Annotated in this window: 19 protein-coding genes and 1 tRNA gene; 11 read left to right on the forward strand and 9 right to left on the reverse strand. The window is 68.5% G+C overall.

Annotation, left to right across the window (positions count from 1 at the left end; genetic code table 11):
* Positions 1–170 precede the first annotated feature (170 nt).
* On the forward strand, positions 171–2,039 hold the full coding sequence (locus AMA02S_RS21030; protein ID WP_084265424.1) for a CocE/NonD family hydrolase: 1,869 nt from the start codon (positions 171–173) through the stop codon (positions 2,037–2,039).
* Between the two features lie 37 nt (positions 2,040–2,076).
* Here AMA02S_RS21030 and AMA02S_RS21035 read toward each other — a convergent pair whose 3' ends face one another.
* Positions 2,077–2,514, reverse strand: coding sequence for a periplasmic substrate-binding domain-containing protein (locus AMA02S_RS21035; RefSeq protein ID WP_067461064.1), 438 nt, complete (start codon positions 2,512–2,514; stop codon positions 2,077–2,079).
* Between AMA02S_RS21035 and AMA02S_RS43590 the strand changes: the two genes are divergently transcribed.
* The 3 genes from AMA02S_RS43590 (at position 2,477) to AMA02S_RS21045 (ending at position 4,000) form a co-directional block, all read left to right on the forward strand.
* Entirely contained in the window at positions 2,477–3,184 is a 708-nt protein-coding gene (locus tag AMA02S_RS43590) for a helix-turn-helix domain-containing protein (protein ID WP_218005072.1), read from the forward strand. The two genes, AMA02S_RS21035 and AMA02S_RS43590, sit on opposite strands and share 38 nt — an antisense overlap.
* Complete coding sequence (locus AMA02S_RS43595; protein WP_218005073.1) at positions 3,185–3,637, forward strand: integrase core domain-containing protein; 453 nt, start codon at positions 3,185–3,187, stop codon at positions 3,635–3,637.
* 120 nt (positions 3,638–3,757) lie between these two features.
* Complete coding sequence (locus AMA02S_RS21045; protein ID WP_067461065.1) at positions 3,758–4,000, forward strand: hypothetical protein; 243 nt, start codon at positions 3,758–3,760, stop codon at positions 3,998–4,000.
* Positions 4,001–4,348: 348 nt separating this feature from the next.
* Here the strand turns inward: AMA02S_RS21045 and AMA02S_RS42035 are convergent, their stop codons facing one another.
* From AMA02S_RS42035 to AMA02S_RS21055, 3 genes are all read right to left on the reverse strand, one after another.
* Entirely contained in the window at positions 4,349–4,762 is a 414-nt protein-coding gene (locus AMA02S_RS42035; RefSeq protein WP_169806869.1) for a hypothetical protein, read from the reverse strand.
* Between the two features lie 143 nt (positions 4,763–4,905).
* The gene (locus AMA02S_RS21050; RefSeq protein WP_169806870.1) at positions 4,906–7,536 is read right to left on the reverse strand and encodes an amidase domain-containing protein; all 2,631 of its coding nucleotides are present in this window, start codon (positions 7,534–7,536) and stop codon (positions 4,906–4,908) included.
* Positions 7,537–8,654: 1,118 nt separating this feature from the next.
* Positions 8,655–8,728, reverse strand: a tRNA-Arg gene (locus AMA02S_RS21055).
* 115 nt (positions 8,729–8,843) lie between these two features.
* Between AMA02S_RS21055 and AMA02S_RS21060 the strand changes: the two genes are divergently transcribed.
* The 3 genes from AMA02S_RS21060 to AMA02S_RS21070 are packed head-to-tail and all read left to right on the forward strand — an operon-like array spanning position 8,844 to position 12,014.
* Positions 8,844–9,632 carry a phosphotransferase enzyme family protein gene (locus tag AMA02S_RS21060; RefSeq protein WP_157430750.1) on the forward strand — a complete coding sequence of 263 codons (789 nt, stop codon included), beginning with the start codon at positions 8,844–8,846 and terminating at the stop codon, positions 9,630–9,632.
* On the forward strand, positions 9,616–10,527 hold the full coding sequence (locus AMA02S_RS21065) for a cobalamin biosynthesis protein (RefSeq protein ID WP_067461068.1): 912 nt from the start codon (positions 9,616–9,618) through the stop codon (positions 10,525–10,527). The genes AMA02S_RS21060 and AMA02S_RS21065 overlap by 17 nt, the downstream gene beginning before the upstream one ends.
* Complete coding sequence (locus AMA02S_RS21070; RefSeq protein WP_067461320.1) at positions 10,524–12,014, forward strand: cobyric acid synthase; 1,491 nt, start codon at positions 10,524–10,526, stop codon at positions 12,012–12,014. Before AMA02S_RS21065 ends, AMA02S_RS21070 begins: the two co-directional genes overlap by 4 nt.
* A gap of 5 nt (positions 12,015–12,019) precedes the next feature.
* Here the strand turns inward: AMA02S_RS21070 and AMA02S_RS21075 are convergent, their stop codons facing one another.
* Genes AMA02S_RS21075 through AMA02S_RS21090 form a run of 4 tightly spaced genes read right to left on the reverse strand, consistent with a single transcriptional unit; the run spans position 12,020 to position 15,711 of the window.
* Positions 12,020–13,012 carry a glycine betaine ABC transporter substrate-binding protein gene (locus AMA02S_RS21075; RefSeq protein ID WP_067461069.1) on the reverse strand — a complete coding sequence of 331 codons (993 nt, stop codon included), beginning with the start codon at positions 13,010–13,012 and terminating at the stop codon, positions 12,020–12,022.
* Positions 13,012–13,845 carry an ABC transporter permease gene (locus AMA02S_RS21080; protein WP_067461070.1) on the reverse strand — a complete coding sequence of 278 codons (834 nt, stop codon included), beginning with the start codon at positions 13,843–13,845 and terminating at the stop codon, positions 13,012–13,014. Before AMA02S_RS21080 ends, AMA02S_RS21075 begins: the two co-directional genes overlap by 1 nt.
* Positions 13,842–15,071: a betaine/proline/choline family ABC transporter ATP-binding protein gene (locus tag AMA02S_RS21085; protein ID WP_157430751.1), complete on the reverse strand. Its 1,230-nt coding sequence runs from the start codon at positions 15,069–15,071 to the stop codon at positions 13,842–13,844. The genes AMA02S_RS21080 and AMA02S_RS21085 overlap by 4 nt, the downstream gene beginning before the upstream one ends.
* Positions 15,064–15,711 (reverse strand): ABC transporter permease, encoded by a 648-nt coding sequence (locus AMA02S_RS21090; protein ID WP_067461322.1) that lies wholly within the window; start codon positions 15,709–15,711, stop codon positions 15,064–15,066. The genes AMA02S_RS21085 and AMA02S_RS21090 overlap by 8 nt, the downstream gene beginning before the upstream one ends.
* Before the next feature lie 152 nt (positions 15,712–15,863).
* Between AMA02S_RS21090 and AMA02S_RS21095 the strand changes: the two genes are divergently transcribed.
* The 4 genes from AMA02S_RS21095 to AMA02S_RS21110 all read left to right on the forward strand — a co-directional run bounded on the left by AMA02S_RS21095 (position 15,864) and on the right by AMA02S_RS21110 (position 19,969).
* Entirely contained in the window at positions 15,864–16,550 is a 687-nt protein-coding gene (locus tag AMA02S_RS21095) for a DUF1444 domain-containing protein (RefSeq protein WP_067461071.1), read from the forward strand.
* A 96-nt stretch (positions 16,551–16,646) separates the two neighbouring features.
* Positions 16,647–18,149 (forward strand): AMP-binding protein, encoded by a 1,503-nt coding sequence (locus AMA02S_RS21100; protein WP_067461072.1) that lies wholly within the window; start codon positions 16,647–16,649, stop codon positions 18,147–18,149.
* An 80-nt stretch (positions 18,150–18,229) separates the two neighbouring features.
* Positions 18,230–18,871: a LysE family translocator gene (locus tag AMA02S_RS21105; RefSeq protein WP_067461073.1), complete on the forward strand. Its 642-nt coding sequence runs from the start codon at positions 18,230–18,232 to the stop codon at positions 18,869–18,871.
* A 114-nt stretch (positions 18,872–18,985) separates the two neighbouring features.
* Positions 18,986–19,969, forward strand: a complete 984-nt coding sequence (locus tag AMA02S_RS21110) for an alpha/beta hydrolase (RefSeq protein WP_067461074.1) — start codon at positions 18,986–18,988, stop codon at positions 19,967–19,969.
* A gap of 67 nt (positions 19,970–20,036) precedes the next feature.
* Here the strand turns inward: AMA02S_RS21110 and AMA02S_RS21115 are convergent, their stop codons facing one another.
* Complete coding sequence (locus AMA02S_RS21115) at positions 20,037–21,350, reverse strand: DUF4389 domain-containing protein (protein ID WP_067461075.1); 1,314 nt, start codon at positions 21,348–21,350, stop codon at positions 20,037–20,039.
* Positions 21,351–21,374 lie beyond the last annotated feature (24 nt).

Consider the following 21,374-nt stretch of genomic DNA (forward strand, 5'->3'; position numbering starts at 1 on the left):
GATTCCGGCAATTCGCCACAAACGGACCGTTCGTCGCACAGATCGACCGTTCGACCGACAGCCTCTGACCGCCCTCCTGACCAGCCGTCGTGATCATGCGATGCTCCGCCCGACGACGTCTGACAGTCGGCGGGCGGCCCCGCCGCCCCGGCCAGGAAGGGGTTGCGGCGATGCGCGCGAGACGGCGGACGACCTGGGCGAACAGAAGAAGTCGCAGCTGGCGGCTGTCCCTTGTAGCGGCGGCCGTGGTGCTGCTGGGTGGCGTCGCCGCCGTGCCCGGTGCGGCGGCCGACGCCCCGCAGAAGGCGGAGGAGTGCGAATTCAGCGTCCAGAAGGACGTCCCTGCCACTATGCGGGACGGGACGGTGTTGCGCAGCAACGTGTTCACGCCGAAAGGGACCGGCGAGTTCCCCGTCATCCTGATGCGGCTGCCCTACAACAAGGAGGGCGCCCTGAGCTTCGTCTATGGCCCCCCCGACCGTTACGCCAAGGCCTGCTACCTCGTCGTGGTGCAGGACGTCCGCGGCGAGTACAAGTCGGATGGAACCTTCTACCCGTACCGGAGTGAGGCTGAGGACGGCTACGACGCCATCGAATGGTCCGCCGCTCTGCCGCACTCCAACGGCAAAGTCGGCATGTATGGGTTCTCCTATCCGGGGCTCACGCAGTGGCTGCCCGCCACCCTCACGCCCCCGCACCTTGTCACGATCGCCCCGGCGTTCACGTCCTCCGACATCTACGACGGATGGACCTACGAGGGCGGCGCGCTGTACCAGTCGTTCATCCAGGACTGGCTGCTGAGCTTCCTCACCGGAGGCGTCACCAGCAAGCTCCCGGACGGCGCGAAGCTGCGCGCGGAGATGAACCAGGCGTCCAAGGACCTGCACGCCAAGTGGTACCGGCACCAGCCGCTGAACAATTTCCCGCCGCTGTACCCGGGGGACAACCGCATCGCGCCGTACTACTTCGACTGGATCGACCACCCGAGCGACGACGACTACTGGAAGCGCTGGAGCATCCGCACGAAGTATCCGCAGGTCAAGGTGCCATCGCTGAATTTCGGCGGCTGGTCGGACATCTTCCTCAACGGGACGGTGGAGAACTTCGCCGGTATGCGCGCCCAGGGCGGGTCCGAGGTCGCCCGGCAGGGCACGCAGCTCATCGTCGGGCCGTGGACGCACGGCGGCTCGGACCGCAAGGTGGGCGACGTCGACTTCGGTCCGGAGGCGGTCGTCGCGGTGGGCGATCTGCACCTCCGCTGGTTCGACCACTGGCTGAAGGGGATCGACAACGGCGTGGACAAGGATCCGCCGGTGAAGGTCTTCGTGATGGGCGCCAACAAGTGGCGCACAGCCGACTCCTGGCCGATCCCCGGCACCGCCAACACCACGTACTACCTGCACAGCAAGGGCGACGCGAACACGGCGAACGGCGGCGGCACGCTCGATACCACCGCGCCCGCGACGGACGAGAAGGCCGACCAGTACCAGTACGACCCGGCGAACCCGGTACCGAGCGTCGGCGGCCGTTTCCAGAGCTCGGTGCCCGGCGGCCCGCGGGACCAGCGGTCCGTCGAGCAACGGCCGGACGTGCTGGTCTACAGCACCCCGCGGCTCACCAAGGACACCGAGGTCACCGGCCCGATCTCGGTCACGCTGTACGCCAGGTCCTCGGCGAAGGACACCGACTGGACGGCGAAGCTCACCGACGTCCAGCCGGACGGCACCTCGATGCTGGTCCGGGACGGCATCCAGCGCGCCCGGTACCGGGTCTCGCTGGAGAAGCCGGAGCTGATAACCCCCGGGGAGGTCTACAAGTACACGATCAAGCTGTGGCCGACCAGCAACATGTTCAAGGCGGGCCACCGCATCCGGCTGGAGATCTCCAGCAGCAACTTCCCGATGTACGACCGGAACCCGAACACGGGCGGGAAGTTCGGCACCGACACGACCACGCAGCCTGCGTCGCAGACCGTCCTGCACGACCCGGAGCACCCGTCGTCGATCACGCTGCCGATCATGCCGGCGCCCGTCCGCTGACCCCGGCGTAGCGGCTGGCCCGCGCCCCCGCCGCGGGTCAGCCGGAGGCCAGGTAGACCTGCTCGAAGTGGGCGTTGCCGAACGTCCGTCCGGAGAAGTCGTTCTTGGGCCAGCCGCCGGTCTGGACCTTGTGGGCGTTCTCGACGTTGGCGAAGAACGGGACGATCCAGCCCCCGCGGTCGAAATGGATCCGGTACATCCGCTCGGTGAGCCGCAGCCGCTCGGCCTGGTCGCCGGTGGCCTGCGCCTTCTCGGAGATCGACCGCAGCTCGCGGAGGTCGGCCTCGGGCTGGTGGGTCAGCTTGGTGGTGTCGCTGAGGTCGGTCAGCGTCATCAGGGTCAGGTAGTCGCCCTGCGGCGGCCACTTCTCGACCGAGAACTTCCAGTCGTGGAAGTTGGGGCCGAACAGCGTGGCGGTGTCGACCTGCCGGACCTTGATGGTCATCCCGATCTCGGCGGCGTTCTTCGCCAGCACCGTACACATGGTGTGGGGTGCGGAAACTGGGTTGAGGGTCTCTGACCTGCTGGTTCGTGGCCTGAGCATGGTCGTGTGGCGGGCATCCTGGCTGCTTGTGTCTTGGTCTGTGCTTTTCCTTCTGTTCGGTCGGATCCTTCGGCTCGTGAATATTGCTGGGCGTGGTGATCGGGCCAAGGATCTCGAGATCGTGGTGCTCCGGCATCAGGTCGCGGTGCTGCGCCGTCAGGTCGGCCGGCCCGACCTGAACGACGGGGACCGGGTGTTGCTGGCCGCGTTGGCGCGGTTGTTGCCCCGGTCGTCGTGGGGCAGCTTCACGGTGACCCCGGCGACGCTTTTGCGCTGGCACCGCCGTCTGCTCGCCCGCCGATGGACCTACCCGCGCCGGCGACCTGGTCGGCCCTGCACCCGGAATGCCATCCGTGCGGCGGTGCTGCGGTTGGCCCGGGAGAACCCGACCTGGGGCTACCAGAGAATCAGCGGCGAACTCGCCAGGGTCGGCGTGACGGTACCGCCCAGCACGGTGCGCGACATCCTCAAACGCGTCGGCCTGGGACCCGCTCCACGACGTACCGGCCCCACGTGGGCGCAGTTCCTGAAGGCGCAGGCTGAAGGGATCATCGCCTGCGACCTTTTTCACGTGGACACGGTCTTCCTCAAGCGGATCTAGGTGTTGTTCTTCATCGAGCACGCCACCCCGATCGTGCACATCGCCGGCGCCACCGCGAACCCGACGGGTGAGTGGATGGCTCAGCAGGCCCGCAACCTTGTCATGGATCTGGGAGAGCGAGCCGAACAGGTGCGGTTCCTCATCCGAGACCGGGATGCGAAGTTCACGCGGTCCTTGGACGAGGTGTTCGCCTGGCTGGGTGCGAGGGTGATCCGGGCGCCGGTCCGCGCACCACGAGCGAACGCGATCGCCGAACGCTGGGTCGGCACCGTACGCCGAGAGTGCACCGACCGGCTACTGATCTACAACGAGCACCATCTCCGCCAGGTGCTCTGGGCGTACGAGCGTCATTGCAACACCTGGCGTCCGTATCGGGCGCGAGACCGGCGGCCGCCGGACCCCTCGTCGGTGCCGCCGGTTTCCGGCGATCCGGGACAGATCATCCGGCTCTAGCGCCGCCGCGCAGTGAACGGGCTGATCAATGAGTACACCGCCGCCGCGTAGCCGGACGCGGAACCCCCTGCTCAGCGGGCGAAACCGAATATCCGCACCCCACAGGCTCCGTTGGCGCCCATGGTGGTGTCCGAGCAGTTCCTGCTGCGCGCCGGGCACGACCTGAAAGTCGTGCAGGAGACCCTGGGATTGTCGTCGATCACGGTCGCCTCCGACACCTACACCAGCGTCCTGCCCGACCTGGCCCGCCAGCCCGCAGAAGACGCCGCCGCCGTCATCCTCAACGCCCGCACCGAACCCGAACCCACCGAAACGGTGACACCGGGACGCATCGCACACCTGGCTGAGGCGTCAAGACGATGACCGGCGGAGATTGACCGTCGGATTCCGGGCACCGGTGTCCGCATCCGAACCTGCGGTTGGACGCGGACATCGGTTCGCCGTTTCAGTCGAATGGTCGACCGGGAGCCGTCCAACCCCCGCCGGCCCGTGGCCATCGCGGGTGCGTCGGCGCGTTGGCCGGGGGCACCTGGAACTGGTGGTCAAGTGGGTTGGAGACGGGTTCTGCGACCGGGCGGCGACAGTCGAGCAGGCGTCGACCGGACAGGGACATATCGTGCGTCGTCCGGGATCTCGGCAGTGGCAAGACTACAGTTCAGGGTTTGCGTGCCCGGCAGGATCCGAACCCGCGACCGTCGGATTGGAAGTCGGTCACTGGGGGCACGGCGCGTTGAGAGTTGAGATGTCCGCTCCAGGATAGTCGTCGTACTCTTCTATTCTCCAGGTAATCGGAAACAGTAAGAGGATGGCCGCGCACAGCGCGGATGCACTGACCACCTTGGTCCAGATAGGAGACCGCCGTACGACGATCAGCGCGGTCAGGGCCAAGACAACCGCGAACAACAGTGCTATCAGCGAGCATACTGGGACGATGAAAGGATATCCTTTGGTCCATTGCGCAGAAGCCGGATTCACCTCACATGCTCGCCATGTGGCACGGGTGGCGCGATCTGCAAGGATATTCATCACCCAGAGGATCAAAGCGGCTAGGGCGCTGAATGCTGCCGCGCCTATAGAGAATCCTCTCCAGGCCCACGGGTGCGGTGATTGCCGGATCACTTTCACAGAAAAATTCCGTCTTCAAGATCGCAGTGTTGCGGCCTGTTACACCCCTGGGTGGGATGCTCCTCTCGGAGGCGCATCCCACCCAGGGCCAGGAAATCACTGCAAGTACCGTCCGCTTTACCTCTGTGTCGAGTTGCTACTTTTCACCAGAGCACGAAAGCGAACCCGAGCGCGCTGTAGTTTCCGGGGGCCAGCCCCTGCCACAGCGGCTTGTAGGTGTCGTGGTTGGGTGAGTTGTGCTGGGCGTAGTAGATTCCGTACTGACTGGGGGCCGTGACCTGAGAAACGATCGATGCGTGGGTGAGGGTCTTCTTTGCTTTGCTCTCCCAGTACATCGAGTCGCCGACGGTCACCTCGTCGTACGTTTTCTCCCAGTAGACTCGGCCCTGGCTGCTGAAATGGCGATGGTTGTTCACCACTGCGGCCCAGGTGTACGAGTCCTTGCGCCAGAACAGCTTGACTTTTCGGTTCTCCCACCAGGCCTTGTCGCTCTCCCTGTCCCCATCGACCTCTTCGGCGCCTCCACCATGACGAATCGCTTTGGAGATGAAGTTGGTACAGTCTTGGCCGTATTCGTGCTCTTCTGTTGGCGCCTTCTCCGCGGCCCAGACCCCGATATTGCGGTTGTTGACCGGCCAGAGGCGGGCGGCAACGCGCTTCTTGGTCTCCGACACCTTGCCGCCGGTGCTGTTGAGGGGGAAGGACTGGTCTTTGCCCAACCCCTGAAGCTGCCGGGCCTGCTCGGCCGTGTAGGCGTTGACCCGCTCAATACCGATGATCGGGCCGTCGGCTCCCAGGGCCGCCACCGACTGCACCAGCGTCGGCGAAGCGTCAGCGGTCGAGCCGAGCTTGTCACTGGGCGGGAGGGTGAAGGTGAAGTCTCCAGTGCGAACGAAGGTGTTGGTGACACGCTTCTCTGCTCCGGTCCCATAGTCATTCGCGTAAACCGTCGTGCCGCGCAGGGTCGTACGCACCGTGACAGTTTGTTCGTTGGGGGAATAGCTCACTAAGGTGTCGACCGGATTCATCTGGGTGCTGACCTGGGCGGCATTGCCGGCTGCCCCGTAGGCACGGGTTGCGAGGAGCTGCTCCGCCTCGGTGTAGAGCACCGAGCGGAAGGTACCGCCCTGAGAACTGGTGCTGACAGCTTGCTCGGCGTCACTGTATTTGCCCTCCAGCAGGCCCTCACGGCTCAGCGCGTACTGGCGCATGCCGTCAAGATAACGCTGCTGGCCACCGGGCACCGCCGCAGGTGTGAACACTTTGCTTTCAGCCCATTCACCGACGCCGTAGGCGGTCCGTGCGCGTACCCGGAACTTGTAGGACTTGGTGTTGTTCAATCCGGTGACCACGGCACGAAGATCCTTCACGCGGATTGTTCGCTCCGGGGTGTCGTAGGTGTCCAGGACCTGAAGCTCGTAATCTTGGACGACCTTCTGCTCCTCCGGTGCGTGCGCGCCGAGGTCGTCCGGAGGCGCCCAGACCGCGAGCGCACCGCCTTCTCCGGCTCGGGCGGAGATCTCCGGTACCTTACCCGGAGGGCCTGCGGCTAGGTACTCCAGGACCACGGACATCTTCTCCGGCGCGCCATCAGCGCCGAACGCCACCGTGTCGGCGGCATTCTTGGCGGTCAAGGCCAGACTGGCTGCGGTGCTCGGGTTGTTCTGCCAGATGTTGGCGAGCCCACCGAGATCGATCCTCGCGTCGTCCAACGCAGACTCCCCGACCGGGTCCGGCAATGAACTCGCGAGAACGTCATGACCTGTGGGGTTGTCCGGCAGCGACGCCTTCACCTGGTGCGCCGCGACCTTGCCCGCGCCGGGACAACCGGGCGCACATGACGGCGTGCCGAGGTTCAGCTTCGCCGAGACGATTCTGGCTCTGGCGGGCAGGGCCGCCATGTTGACCTTGACCAGGGATATGAGTTCCTCAGCGCCGCTACCACCGACGCGGACCTGGGAACCCGGATCAAGAGGACAAGGCTTGCCGGAGCAGGCATCCGCCGCCGATCTCCCAGTGGCGATGCTGAGCTTGTCCTTGCCCAGGGTCACGGTCTGGGGCGTGGGGGCGGACGGTGTGGCCGGAACGGTGAACCGTTTGTCGCCGAACGTCTCGTTGCACACCCACTCGACGCACGCCTGAAGCCGCCAGCGATAGGTCTTGCCCTCTTTCACGAAATTGTCCGGCAGGCGCAGCGAGACACGCGGGCTTTCGCTGGACGAGGCGATGCCCTCGGCGTATGGACGTGGCTCAACCGGATTTCCGGCTTCGTCGTACAGGAAGAATTTCCCCGTTACGGGCCGCCCGGAAGGGCGTGACACGACACCGGACAGAACCGGGTTCTCCGGGTCGATTCGGGGCGTGGATCCTCGCGGTGTCAGTTCTGTCGGCGCCAGAGGCGCGTCCACGGTGAACTGCTTCCATCCGGACCATTCACTGGTGCTGGCGCCATCGGACGCGCGCACCCGGAACTTGAACACTCCGGGATTACGCAGGTTCCCGGTCACGACGGCCTTCGCTTCTTGACCTGAGGGAACCTTTTCGGCGGTGAAGGTATGCACCGCCTGGGTGGCTTCATCCAGGAGTTCGAAGGCGTAATTCAGTGCGTCGCCGTCCGGGTCTGTCGCCGTGGCCTTGAGGGTCGGCTTGTCGCTGAACACGACGGCGCCGCCGGTCGACTCCACTGGACCGGCTTTGAGTTTCACCGGTGTCTGCGGTGGACCTGCGGCCATCGCGGTGCCTGGAATCGCAACGAGCACCAGCAGGAAGCTCACGGTCGCCGCCAAGACGCCTAAGCCGCGAACTTTGTTGTTCGGGGGAGGCATGCCTCTTCTCACTGAATTCTGGAATGTGGCTGACCCGGACGGAATTAGACTTGCCATTGATTGAGTTTCCCTTCGGGTTGGTCCCTGAACACATGCGGTGTTGATGTCATCTGTTTACAACCTCCTGTGCGGATCTCTTTTATTTGTTTACTCATGCTGGCCACTGCATTGAGAGCAAGATCATGCCTTCCCAAGCTATGAAATTTTCATCATCCGAACAAGATGCTTCTCATACTCGAAGATTGATTCAGCCATCTCACCCTTGATGACATGGCCAGTCATGGCGTGACCTAAACGGGTCAGAGTCTGTTGTAAACCGGAATGATCGGTCAAGCGTCGGTTGGTCGCGTCGGGTGCAAGGACCCGATGCATGCACTAATGCCTGGCCGATCCATGGCATTGGCTGAACGGGTTTCGTTGCCGCGTCCGACCAGGGTGTCGTCGGCTCCGATCACATCGTCAAGCGGTCCGTCCGGCCAAACGCCCGCCCCCGGGACGTCGGACGGCCACAACGCCGCTAAGCGTGGACGAGTGGGCGGGTCTGCCGCCGTTCGGTGAACGTGAGCCTTGGGCTCCCCGTCCTGTTCTTCGGTCGAAGGGCTAACTGGATAGCCCTCCGTATCGGCCACCGTGACAGGTCGATCCGCAATGAGTTCTGCCTGGCTGTGGCTCCACAGGCGTTGTCGACGTCGAAGTCCGCGGCCTGTTGTTGTGGGTGGTGCCCGTGACCGAGGCCAGCCTCGGCCCGGCCCCACGCGTCTGGGGCGGCTGGTCCAAGGCGTGGTGTTTGGGCTGGTCAGGGGTTGTGTGCCCGGCAGGATTCGAACCCGCGACCGTCGGCCTTCTGGTCTCCGCGAGGGGAGGGTGCGCTGGAGGTTCGGGAGCCCGTGCGTGGATGGGGTTTGCGCGGCCTGGGGGGTGGGGGTTGGCTGCGGGTGGTGGTCGAGGTGTTTGCGGAGGGTGATCGCGACCGGGTGCCGACTGTCGAGCGAACATCGAGCGAACACGGGGACATTCCGGGCGTGATCGAGTGATGCGTCTACGGTAAAACCGCAGGTCAGAGGGGGCGCGCCCGGCAGGATTCGAACCCGCGACCGTCGGATTAGAAGTCCGATGCTCTGTCCAGCTGAGCTACGGGCGCTTGGCGGCCCGGCGGGGCGCCGGGACACAGTGTATGGGTGTGCGTGGCTGGGCTCCACATCTAAAACGGCCGTAACGGGCGGAGTGGGGGGTGGGGGGTCATATCTTGGGGTGCTGTGGCGGTTGACAGTGAGGTGCCGCTCTCCGGCGGGGACGTGACGGAGGGCGTGGTGCGGGTCGGGGATACGGTGCGGAGGCCGTTGCGGGCGCATAGTCCGGCGGTGCACGGGTTGTTGCGGTATTTGGAGGGGGTGGGGTTCGAGGCGCCGCGGGTGCTCGGAGTGGACGGGCGGGGGCGGGAGGTCCTCAGTTGGGTGCCGGGGGAGGCGGGGCAGCGGCCGCTGGCGGCCCATGTGGTGACTGAGGGGGCGCTGGAGGGCGTTGGGGTGCTGTTGCGGCGGTATCACGAGGCCGTCGCGGGTTATGAGGCTCCCGTCGGTGCGCCCTGGGACGTGGAGGCGTCGAATCTGGATGGGGCGCCGGAGATCATCGGGCACTGTGATGTGACGCCGGAGAATGTGGTCTTTCGGGGTGGGCGGCCGGTGGCGTTGATCGATTTCGATCTGGCGCGGCCCACGACGCGGTTGTACGACGTGGTGACGGCGTTGCGGCATTGGGGGCCCATCGCGGATCCGGCGGATCGGGACGCGTTGTTGTATCGGGTGGATGTGGGGCGGCGGTTGCGGGTCTTCTGTGATGCGTACGGGTTGGACCGGGAGATGCGGCGTGCGGTGCTGCCGGCGTCGCGGGTGCGGTTCGAGCGGTCGTATCGGGCCATGGAGGCGAGGGCTCGGGGTGGGGGTGGTTGGGCCCGGATCTGGCAGGGCGGGGCGGGGCCGCGGATTCGGCGGGCTCAGGATTGGATGGAGGGGCATTGGGATGAGCTTGATGCGTGTCTCTCCTGAGGGACTGTTGTTGGGTGTCGCGCTGGACGCCCTGTTCGGGGACCCGCGGCGGGGGCATCCGGTCGCCGGGTTCGGGCGTGTCGCCTCGAGGTTCGAGGAGTCGGTCTATTCGGATTCGCGGGGGCGGGGGGTTCTGTACGTCGGGGTGTTGGTGGGGGGTGCTCTTGTTGGAGGGGTTGTCGTTGAGCGGGGTTTGCGGGGAGAGGTTTCGCGGGCTTTGGTGACCGGGGTTGTTACCTGGGCTGTATTGGGAGGGACTTCGCTGGGGCGCGAGGGCCGTCTTATGGCCTCCGCCTTGGAGCGGGGGGACGTGGCGGCCGCCAGGGCGCGGTTGTCTCATTTGTGTGCTCGGGACCCTGAGGGGCTCGGGAGTGCGGAGTTGGCCAGGGCCACGGTCGAGTCTTTGGCCGAGAACACCTCTGATGCGGCCATCGCGCCTTTGGTGTGGGGCGCGGTGGCGGGGATTCCGGGGCTGGTCGCCTATCGGGCCATCAATACGTTGGACGCGATGGTGGGGTACCGGAATCCGCGGTATGAGCGGTTCGGGTGGGCTGCGGCGCGACTTGATGATGTGGCCAATTGGGTGCCGGCGAGGGTGACGGGGTTGCTGACCGTGGCGTGCTCGGGGAGCGGTGAGGCGTGGCGTGTTTTGCGGAGGGACGGCAGGAACCATCCGAGCCCTAATGCCGGACGGTGCGAGGCGGCGTTCGCGGGTGCTCTCGGGGTGAGGTTGGGCGGGGCCAATTCGTACGGGGGAGAGGTCGAGCGGCGTCCAGGGATGGGGGACGGGCGGGCGCCCGGAGTCGCGGACGTGCGGAGGGCCGTGCGGCTTTCGGCGAAGGTCGCCTTGGCGGCGGCAGGGCTGGCGGCGGTCGTGGCGTGGGGGCGGCGGTGAGCGGGGCGCTGCTGGTGGCGGGGACGACGTCCGACGCTGGTAAGAGTGTCGTGACGGCGGGCTTGTGCCGCTGGCTGGCGAGGCGGGGAGTGAAGGTCGCGCCGTTCAAGGCGCAGAACATGTCCCTGAACTCGATGGTGACGGGGGACGGTGCCGAGATCGGGCGCGCGCAGTACATGCAGGCGCAGGCGGCGGGTGTGGAGGCTCGGGCCGTCATGAATCCCGTGCTGCTCAAGCCGGGTAGCGATCGGCGCAGTCAGGTCGTGGTTCTGGGACGGCCCGTGGCCGAAGTCGATGCTCTTCAGTACGGGGCGCACAAGCAATGGCTTGCGGGGGTTGTGCAGGACAGCCTTGCCGAATTGCGGGACGAGTTCGACGTGGTCGTGTGCGAGGGGGCCGGCAGTCCGGCGGAGATCAATCTGCGGGCCGGGGACATCGTGAACATGGGGTTGGCGCGGGCGGCGGACATTCCTGTGGTGGTCGTGGGGGACATCGATCGGGGTGGTGTCTTCGCGTCGCTGTACGGGACTGTCGCCTTGCTGGAAGAGGCGGATCAGGCGCTCATCGCGGGGTTCGTGATCAACAAGTTCCGGGGGGCGCGGGAACTGCTGGAGCCGGGACTGGAGCAGTTGCGGGCGCTCACCGGGCGGCCCGTTCTCGGTGTGCTGCCCTGGCAGTTGGGTTTGTATCTGGACTCTGAGGACACCCTGGCATTGGACGCGCCCCGGCCGGGGGCGAGGAGTCCTTACGGGAGAGAGACGCTGCGGGTCGCGGTGGTGCGGTTCCCGCGGATCTCCAATTTCACGGATCTGGACGCGCTGGCCTGCGAGCCCGGTGTCGTGCTGCGCTATGCGGCCAGCGCGGGGGATCTGGCGGAGGCGGATCTCGTGATCCTGCCGGGCACGCGCGCGACCGTGAGTGATCTGGCTTGGCTGCGTGAGCGGGGAATGGCCAGGGAGGTTCTGCGCAGGGCGCGAGACGGGTCGCCTGTCCTCGGGATCTGCGGCGGTTACCAGATGCTCGCCGGGGAGATCGACGACGATGTGGAGTCCAGGGAGGGAAGGGTGGACGGTCTCGGGCTTCTGCCGGCGAGCGTTGCGTTTGGGAAAGGCAAGGTGCTCGGGCGGCCGGAGGGGCGGGCCTATGGAGAGGACGTCCGGGCCTATGAGATCCATCACGGGGTCGTCACGGTGGAGGGCGGGGAGCCTTTTCTGGATGGGTGCCGTCAGGGGGCCGTATGGGGCACGACCTGGCATGGGGCGTTGGAAAATGATGGGTTCCGCCGCGCTTTCCTGAGGGACGTCGCGCATGAGGCGGGGCGTGACTTCACTCCCGCGCCGGATGTGGCGTTCCAGGCGCTGCGGGAGGCCACCTTGGACGCGCTCGGCGATCTCGTTGAGGAGCACCTCGATACCGACGCGGTGTGGCGGCTCATCGAGGGTGGGGCGCCCGGGGGGTTGCCGGTCATCCCGCCGGCCGGGGCCTGACGCGGTCAGGTGACGAGGCCCTGGGCGCGCATCCAGTCGCGGGCGACGAAGGCGGGGTCCTCGCCTTCCACGTCGACCTTGCTGTTCAGCTCGCGCATCACGGTGGTCGTCAGTCTCGGGCTGATCTTGGCGAACAGGCCGGTCAGTTCGGGGTGCGCGCGGAGCACCGGCTCGCGGACGGTGATCGCCGGGTTGTAGTTGGGGAAGAAGTGCCGGCTGTCGGACAGGACGCTCAGGTCGAGCGCCTGGATGCGGCCGTCGGTGGTGGTGACCTCGCCGAACGTGCACCGGTCGTCGGTGATGGCCTGGTAGATGACGCCTTCGGACATCTGCCGGACGTTGCCGGCGGGCACAGACGACCCGTAGGACAGCCCGTAGGCCTTCAGCATGCCGCGGAAGCCGTCGTTGCGGGCGAGGAACTCGGGTGCGACGCAGAACGTCCGCTGGCCGGTGGGGAGCTTGGCGATGTCGGTGAGGTCGCGCAGTCCGTACGTCGTGCGCGTCCTGGAAGTGACGGCCATCGCGTAGGTGTTGTTGAACGGTGCGGGAGGCGGCAGCCAGACGATGTGGTTCGTCTTGAGGTCGAGGTCGCGGACGGCCTCGAACTGCTTCTGCGGGTCGACGATGGGGTCCTCGCGGCCGAGGTAGGTGATCCATCCGGTGCCGGTGTACTCCCAGCCGAGGTCGTTCTCGCCACTCGTGATCGATTTGCGGAAGGTGACGCTGCCCTGGGCGTTCGTGTGGTCCACCACGTCCGCTCCGGCGGCCTTCAGTGCCAGCACGGCGATCTTGCCGAGGATGAGCTGCTCGGTGAACTCCTTGGAGGTGACGCGCAGCCTGGCGCCCTCCAGTCCCGGGATCGGCCGGATGCTGCCCGGCTCGACGGCGGGGATGAACGCCGAGGCGGGCTTCAGGCCGCAGGCGGCGAGCGTCGGCAGCAGGACGGAGAGCGCTACCGCGAGCAGCCTGCGTGGGGTCGGCGGAGTCCTGCGCGGCATCACAGCCCCTTCGGCGCCAGGAAGCGGGTCGCCATCCCGCCCAGCCAGTCGATCAGCAGGGCGAGCAGGGCGATGAGGATGCAGCCGGTCAGCAGGATCGGGGTGCGCTGGGTGCTGACGCCGGTGGTGATCAGGTCGCCGAGCCCGCCGCCGCTGATGAAGGACGCGATGCTCGCCGTCCCCACCATCAGGACGAGGGTGGTGCGGATCCCGGCGAGGATCACGGGCGTGGCGAGCGGCAGTTCGACGCGGCCGAGCACCATCGCCGGGGACATCCCGATTCCGCGTCCGGCGTCGGTCAGCGTGGGATCGACCTGCTGGAGACCGACCATGGTGTTGCGCAGCGCGGGCAGCACCCCGTAGGCGACGAGCGCCACGACGGCCGTCCAGAAGCCGATGCCGATGATGACCGCGAGCAGCACCACGACGCCGATCGCCGGGGCGGACTGGCCGATGTTGGCCACCGCCAGCACGAGCGGCGTCACTGGACGGGCCCACACGCGGCTGAGCACGATACCGAGCGGGATCGCGATCGCCAGCACGACCAGGGTGGACGCGACGGTCAGCTCGATGTGCTCCCACGTCTTCTGCCACACGTAGTGCGGCTTGAGGGTGCGCTCCTCGATGCTGTCGAGGTCGGAGTTCTCCACGTACAGCATCCAGGCGGCGCCGACGGCGACGACGACCAGCGGTTCGAGGAACGCGCGCCAGGAGCGGCTGGTGGGGGAGTGCAGGGCCGTGCGCGGCTCGTCGGGGCCGTGCGTGCCCGCGGCGCCGGCGGCACCCGGGGCGGGGTCGATCCGCGCGGACGGGTCGCGGGGCGGCGCGGTCATGAGCCGGCCGCCGGTCGTTCGCCGTTGCTGGTCTGGCTCTTCATCTCCTTGATCGCGTGTTGCAGGGTACCGAGGGTGACGGTGCCCCGGTAGACGCCGCGCGGCCCGACGACCGGCACCCAGTCGTGCTCGATCAGGATGAGCCGTTCGAGTGCCTGCTGGAGGGTGTAGCGGGTGCGGATGGGCGGGGCGGTCGTCACGCCGTGCGTGCCGATCGGCCCGGCGATCCCGTCGAGGTCTTCCAGGTGGATCCAGCGGACCGGGCGGCGCGCCTCGTCCAGGACGATCCCGAACGTGGTCTCGCCGGCCTCGATCCGTTCCCGGACGGTGGCGGCGTCGTCGTCCGGGGCGGCCTCGGGCACCTGCTGCAGCGGGACGTCCGCGACACGGCTGAACTGGAGCAGCCGCATCGTCTGGCCGCCGCCGATGAACTGCTCGACGTAGGCGTCGGCGGGGTTGAGGAGGATCTCCTGCGGTGTCGCGTACTGCGCGACGCGCGAGCCCTGGTCGAGGATGGCGATGCGGTCGCCGAGCTTGAGCGCCTCGTCGATGTCGTGGGTGACGAAGACGATCGTCTTGCCGAGTTCCTCCTGGAGTTGGAGCAGGGAGTCCTGGAGGTGCTCGCGGGTGATCGGGTCGACGGCGCCGAACGGCTCGTCCATCAGCATCGCGGGCGGGTCGGCGGCGAGGGCGCGGGCGACCCCGACGCGCTGCTGCTGGCCGCCCGACAGCTCCCTGGGGTAACGGTCGCGGAACGTGGCCGGGTCCATGTCGACGAGTTCGAGCAGCTCGTCGACGCGGGCGGCGATGCGCTCCTTGTCCCATTTCAACATCTGCGGGACGAGGCCGACGTTCGTTGCGACCGTCATGTGCGGGAACAACCCGGCGTTCTGGATGACGTATCCGATATGGCGCCGCAGCTCGGTCGCGTCCAGTCCGAGGGCGTCCCGGCCCGCCACAATGATCTTGCCGGACGTCGGCTCGATCAGCCGGTTGATCAGCCGCATCATCGTGGTCTTGCCGCTGCCGGACGGGCCGAGCAGCACGACGATCTCGCCGCCCGGGATCGTCAGCGTCACATCGTCGACGGCAGGTGTCCGCTGGCCGGGGTAACGCTTGGTGACGTTGATGAGCTGGATGCCCTTGTGGTCCTCACGCTCCTCGTCCTTGGAGGGGGGCGCGGCTGCGGTGGCGCCGGGGGACGGCGCTGGCGTGGCGTCAGACACGGATGCCTCTCGGGGTCGTCAAGCGGCCGACGAGCATGAAGCAGCCGTCGAAGATCAGGGCGAGCAGGACGATGCCGAGCGTCCCGGCGAGGGTCATGTTGATCGCGTTGGCGCCGCCGAGCCGGGCCAGCCCGGAGAAGATCTGCTCGCCGAGGCCGGGGCCGTTCACGTAGGCGGCGATGGCGCCGATGCCCATGGCGAGCTGGGTGCTGACGCGGACACCGGTGAGGATGACCGGCCAGGCGAGCGGCAGCTCGATCCGTAACAGGATCGCGGTGCGGGTCATGCCGATGCCGCGTGCGGCGTCCACAAGGGTGCGATCGACCCCGGACAGCCCGACGATCGTGTTCCGGAGGATGGGCAGGAGCGAGTACAGCGTCAGCGCCACCACGCTGGGCGCCACCCCTAACCCGAGCGGGGTGATGAGCAGGCCGAGCAGCGCCAGCGAGGGGACCGTGAACAGGACCCCGGCGGTGCTGGTGGCGAACGCGGACATCCGCTCGCTCCGGTAGACCGCGATGCCGATGAGCACGCCGATCACCAGCGCGACCAGGACGGTCTGGAACACCATGCTGGCGTGCTGCCAGGTCTCGAAGACGAGCCGTTCGCGGCGGCTGTCGAGGTATTCCCAGAAGCTCACGGTTCCCTCCAGGGAGGTCATTACCCCCGGTCCACCATGGATCACACATGCACAGGTCAGGGATCCGGCGGGCGCACCCGCGTCGGCGGTAGGGTGATCCACTCCGGAAGGCGCGCGGAAGGCCGTGTGGAGAGGCATAGGAGGAACGTCCCGTGACCGAGCCGCGGTCCAGTCTCGTCGTCCCGCTGATGAAGGCCCGGGTACCCGCCGAAGTGCAGCTGGAGTTCCCGCTGCCGCCGGACGAGGAACCGGTCCGCGACCCGTTCGCCGGCGACCTGTACGTCACGTACGCGCTGGAGCTCGCGGACGAGGCCGCCGCCCTCGGCCGCCGCTACGAGCACGTGGCGCGGCGGCACTGCGCGGAGCTGGGCGTGGCTGAGGGGGACCTGCGCCGGCTGGCCACCATCAACCTGCGCAACCGGCGGCCGGACCTCAGCCTGAGCTGGTATCCGGACGTGCGCGCCGTGACCGTGACCCTCGGCGACGCCGGCCCGCCCCCGGCACCCGGCGGTGTCGCCGCAGGTGGTCCCGGCGGCGCGGGAAGGCCGCGGCGGGGCGGCCTGGAGGCGGGTCTCCTGCTGGACGAGGGGTTCCTGGAGAAGCTCGCGCAGGACGTGGAAGGCGACCTCGTCGTGGCGGCGCCCGCGCGGGACGTGTTCGTCGCGTCCGGAACCGGCCATCCCGACGGCGTCGACAAGCTCCGCTGGGCGGTCGCCCAGGTGTGGGCCGAAGACCGGGGCGACGGCGCAGACCCCGCGTGGGACGTGCCGGCCGGGAGCCTTCTCACCCACCAGCTCATGGTGCGGCGCAACGGCGTGTGGGGCACACTGCCGGGCTGAACCAGCGCCTGCGCATCCGTAGTAACGAAACCCGCCGTGTCGCACCGCCTACCCGGCGTAGTCTCCGCATGTCGCTCCCGGCATGTGGAGGTACTGATGGAGGGTAACCTCGCGGCCGACCTGGCCGCCCGCGCGTACGCGCGCAGATGGCTCGACCGGCCGCTCTACTACATGGACGACGCCGTCTTCAGCCACGGCGAGGTACACGACGCGGGCGCGCGCGCAGCGGGCGTACTCCACGCGGCAGGTATCCAGGCCGGCGATCGTGTCCTCATCGCGCTTCCCGATTCGATCGGATTCGTGGCGGCGTTCCTCGGCACGCTGAGGCTGGGAGCGGTGGCCGTCCTCGCCGGCCCGGAACAGAGCGACGCCGAACACGCCGCCATGGTCGCGGACGCTCGTCCGGCCGTCGCCGTGTGCACCGCCGAAGCGGCGGCGCGCTTCCCGTTCACGTGCGTTCTCACCGACATTGACTTGTTGACCCACGGAGACTTGGCCACGGGGCCGGACGGGACTCCGCAGCCGGTTCTCGTGCCGTCGGACGCTTCCGCCTACGTCCAGTACACGTCCGGTACGACGGGGAGGCCGAAAGGCGCCGTCCACCGGCACAGTGACGCGCACGCGTACTTCCAGGCGATGGCGCTGGGCGCGCTCAGCCTCAACTCCGGCGACACCACCTTCTCGTTGTCCAAGGCGTGCTACCCGCTCGGACTCGGCGCGACAGTGCTCTTCCCCATGCTCAGCGGTGGCGCGGCCGTCCTCTGGCCGGACGCGCCCAGCGTGCGCGGGGCCGTCCGGCAGGCGCGCAGGCATCGTCCGACCCTGCTGTTCACCGGCCCGACCTGGTACGCGCGGCTGGTCGGTGAGCGGCACCGGAACGCGGTGCGGGTGGCGTTCGCCTCCCTGCGGGTGGCGGCGTCGGCGGGCGAACCCCTGCTCCCCTCGCTCGCGGATCGGATCGAGGAAGTCCTCGGATGTCCGGTGCTGGACGGTCTGGGCAGCACAGAAGTGGGCCACACGTTCATCTCCAACACCGTCGCCGGGCGTCGTCGAGGCGCGCTGGGCGTGGTCCTGGATCCGTACGAGATCGAGGTCCGCGCGGAGAACGGGCCGACCTGCCCGTCCGAACCCGGCGCCCTGTACGTGCGGGGGCCGTCGGTGATGAAGAGGTACCTGGGCAAGCCTGACGAGACCGCCGAGGTCCTCGCCCCGGACGGCTGGCTCCGGACCGGTGACCTCGTGCGCGTGGACGCGGAGGGGTTCGTCCATCACCACGGCCGGATCCTCGACCGGGTCACGGTGGCGGGGGAGGAGGTGCTCCCGCTGGAGGTGGAACGCGTCCTCGGGAGGCATCCCGCCGTCGTCGAGGTGGCCGTGATCGCCACCGGTGACGGGACGGCCCCGGGGCGGGCGCTCCGCGCGTTCGCCGTGATCGAGGGGCGGTTCCCGGCGACGGCCGCGCTGGAACGCGAACTGCTCGAACTGGCCCGCGCCGAACTGCCCGCGCACAAGGTGCCCGGTTCGGTGACGTTCCTGGCCGAGCTGCCCCGTACCTCCACGGGTAAGGTCCGCCGCAGCGTCCTCATCGCCTCCGGCTAGATCTCGGGGTTCGTGCCCGTCCTCAGGTAGGGCGCACAATGCGATGCGTTGTTTCGCCCGGTCTGCGTAGTGTGCGGATCATGGTGTCGACGCAGCAGATGCTGGCCTTCTCCGCGATGGCGCTCGCCATCATCGTCATCCCCGGGCCCACCGTCCTGTTCGTGGTCGGCCGAGCGCTCGCCCACGGCCGGACCACCGCGATGACCAGCGTCGTCGGCAACGAGCTGGGCGTCCTCGCGCTGACCGCCGCGGTCGCGTTCGGGGTCGGTTCGATCGTGGAACGCTCCGTGCTGGTGTTCACGACGCTGAAGCTGGTGGGCGCGGCCTACATCGTCTATCTGGGGGTGCAGGCGTTCCGGCACCGCCACTCGCTGGGGGAGGCGATGGGCGGCACGGGGGAGGAGGGCCGGGGCCTGCGCCGGGACCTGTGGCAGGGTTTCACGGTTGGCGTGACCAACCCGAAGACCATGGTGTTCTTCGCCGCCGTCCTGCCGCAGTTCGTCGACCGCGACCTCGGTCACGTCCCGCTCCAGATGCTCGTCTTCGGGGTGATCTTCGCCGTCATCGCGTTGCTGTGCGACAGCGTCTGGGGCCTCGCGGCGGGCACCGCCCGCGCCTGGTTCGCCCGCTCGCCCCGCCGCCTCGCCGCGGTCGGCGGCACCGGCGGGCTGATGATGATCGGCCTCGGCGTGACCATCGCCGCCACCGGCCGCAAGGACTGACGCGCCGGCCTCCCCGGCCCCGCGTCCGGCTCACCGTCCGGCACGGCGGCCGTGGGGAACCGGCGGACCCGCCGCACCGTACGCTGGGGACCTGCGGAACACCAGGGGAGCGCCATGAACGTGACGGCGGACGTGCTCGGGCCCGGGTACGAGGCGATCGAACTGCCGATGGGGCACGACGACGAGGGCGAGGTCGTGGCCACGCTCGTCCGTCGGCGCGGGGCCGGGGCCGGGGACGAGCCGCGCCGGCGTGCGGTGCTGTACCTGCACGGGTTCATCGACTACTTCTTCCAGAAGCACCTGGCCGACTTCTATGTGGATCTCGGCTTCGACTTCTATGCGCTCGACCTGCGCAAGTACGGGCGGTCGCTGCGCCCGTACCAGACCCCGAACCACATCGACAGCCTGTCGGACTACTTCCCCGAGATCGACGAGGCGGTCCGCATCATCCGGGACGTGGACGGGCACGGCACGCTGCTGCTGAACGGCCACTCGACCGGCGGGCTGATCGCCGCGCTGTGGGCCGACCGGGTGCGCGGGCGGGGACTCGTGGACGGACTGTTCCTCAACAGCCCGTTCCTGGACATCGCCGAGCCGCTGCTCATGCGCAAGCTCGGTGCGGGTCTGGCGCGGGCGCTGCGCCCCCGCTTCCCGAAGGCGAAGCTGCCCGCGGGCGTGTCCGACCACTACCCGCGCAGCCTCCACCGCGACCACGACGGCGAGTGGGACTTCGACCTGGGCTGGAAGCCGCTGCTCGGGTTCCCCGTGCGGGCGGCGTGGCTGGCCGCCGTGCGGCGTGGGCAGCTGCGCGTACACCGGGGGCTCGACATCGACGTGCCCGTGCTGGTCATGGCGTCGGCGCGCAGCGTCCGCCCGACCCGCAAGGTGCTGGACGTGACGGGCGCCGACGCCGTCCTGGACGTCGAGCACATGGCGCGCTGGGCGCCGCGCCTCGGGCGCAATGTCACGCTCGTCCGGATCGACGGCGGACTGCACGACCTGGTGCTGTCCGCCGAGCCCGCGCGCGGGCGGGTGTTCGCGGAGCTGACCCGCTGGACGAACGGCTACCTGCCGGGTTCCGAGGCAAGCCCGGCATAGGGAGCCTCGCCGTGAGCCTCGCCCAGCGCGCCCGCGCCGATCACCGGTGCGGTGCGGAACCGCCAGGTCAGGAGGTGCGCCGGGCCTTCGGCAGCGACCTGAACGGCGGCAGCATCTCGCCGGTGAGCCCGAACGCGTAGGCCACCACCCGGCTCGACCAGCGCTGGCAGCCGACGGCGAAGCCGTAGAGGGCGCGCGGGTAGCGGCCGGTGAACGGGATGACGAGCCAGCTCGGCACCATGACCAGCACCAGCAGCGCGTACATCAGCAGCATCACCACCAGGTGCGGGATGACGAGCAGGCCGCGCAGCAGCACGAACCACCGCTTCGGGCCGCGCCACGTCGCCGGGTAGGGCAGGTCGACCAGGACGGTTTCCTCGTCTGCGGCGGGCACGGGGGCGGCTGTCGGCGGCGTCGGGGCGGGCTCGTCCACGTCGATGGCGGTGCGCGGCGGCGGGATGCTCGCGGCGATGTCCGGACGGGGTGCGGCCTTGGCCTTGCCGCCCCCCGGACCGTGCCAGGTCGCCGAGATCGTCTCCGCGACCCGCTCGGGGTCGGCCTCCTCCTGCCCGACGAGCCGGGCCAGCAGGTCCCGCGCGGTCGGCCGGGCGGCCGGGTCCTTGCTGAGGGCGGCCGTGACGATCGCGCGGAGCCGGGGGTCGAGGCCGTCCAGCACCGGCTCCGCGGTACCGATGCGCTCGAAGGTCTCCGCGACCGACTTGCCCTGGAACGGTGGATGGCCCGTTCCGGCGTAGGCGACGACGCAGCCCCAGGAGAACACGTCCGACGCCTGCTCGACCGGCGCGCCGCGCAGCACCTCCGGCGCGATGTAGGCGGGGGTGCCGACGAACTGGCCGGTCTTGGTCGGGCCGTTGGGGGCGTCCAGCGCGCGGGCGATGCCGAAGTCGATGACGCGCGGCCCGGTGGACGACAGCAGCACGTTGGACGGCTTGAGGTCGCGGTGGACGATCCCGGCGCCGTGGATCGCGGCGAGCGCGGTCGCGACGCCGACCGCCAGGCCCTCCAGGTCGGAGCCGGGCAGCGGCCCCCGGTCCTGGACGGTCTTCTCCAGGCTCGGCCCGTCGATGTACTCGGTGACGATGTAGGGCGGGTCCTGGTCGAGTTCGGCGTCCAGGACCGGCGCCGTGCAGAACCGGTGCACCCGGCGGGCCGCGGTGACCTCGCGGCGGAACCGGGCGAGGAACGCCGGCTCGCCGGCCAGTTCCCGGTTCACCACCTTCACCGCGACCCGGCGCCCGGTGGACTCGGCCCCGAGGTACACCGTTCCCATACCGCCGCGGCCGAGCCGGCCGAGTAGGCGGTAGGGCCCGAGGACGCGGGGTTCGTCGTGCTCGAGCGGTCCGGCGGCGTACGTCGTCATGAGGGCTCGGGCTCCTTGGTGATC

It is taken from the genome of Actinomadura macra NBRC 14102 (assembly GCF_001552215.1).
Classification (GTDB): domain Bacteria; phylum Actinomycetota; class Actinomycetes; order Streptosporangiales; family Streptosporangiaceae; genus Spirillospora; species Spirillospora macra.

What these genes read in the sequence shown, in the direction of transcription:
- AMA02S_RS21030 (WP_084265424.1), top strand. Translation starts at nt 171, where the DNA reads ATGCGCGCGAGACGGCGGACGACCTGGGCGAACAGAAGAAGTCGCAGC.
- AMA02S_RS43590 (WP_218005072.1), top strand. Translation starts at nt 2,477, where the DNA reads ATGGTCATCCCGATCTCGGCGGCGTTCTTCGCCAGCACCGTACACATG.
- AMA02S_RS21045 (WP_067461065.1), top strand. Translation starts at nt 3,758, where the DNA reads ATGGTGGTGTCCGAGCAGTTCCTGCTGCGCGCCGGGCACGACCTGAAA.
- AMA02S_RS21065 (WP_067461068.1), top strand. Translation starts at nt 9,616, where the DNA reads ATGCGTGTCTCTCCTGAGGGACTGTTGTTGGGTGTCGCGCTGGACGCC.
- AMA02S_RS21075 (WP_067461069.1), bottom strand. Translation starts at nt 13,012, where the DNA reads ATGCCGCGCAGGACTCCGCCGACCCCACGCAGGCTGCTCGCGGTAGCG.
- AMA02S_RS21080 (WP_067461070.1), bottom strand. Translation starts at nt 13,845, where the DNA reads ATGACCGCGCCGCCCCGCGACCCGTCCGCGCGGATCGACCCCGCCCCG.
- AMA02S_RS21100 (WP_067461072.1), top strand. Translation starts at nt 16,647, where the DNA reads ATGGAGGGTAACCTCGCGGCCGACCTGGCCGCCCGCGCGTACGCGCGC.
- AMA02S_RS21105 (WP_067461073.1), top strand. Translation starts at nt 18,230, where the DNA reads ATGGTGTCGACGCAGCAGATGCTGGCCTTCTCCGCGATGGCGCTCGCC.
- AMA02S_RS21110 (WP_067461074.1), top strand. Translation starts at nt 18,986, where the DNA reads ATGAACGTGACGGCGGACGTGCTCGGGCCCGGGTACGAGGCGATCGAA.
- AMA02S_RS21115 (WP_067461075.1), bottom strand. Translation starts at nt 21,350, where the DNA reads ATGACGACGTACGCCGCCGGACCGCTCGAGCACGACGAACCCCGCGTC.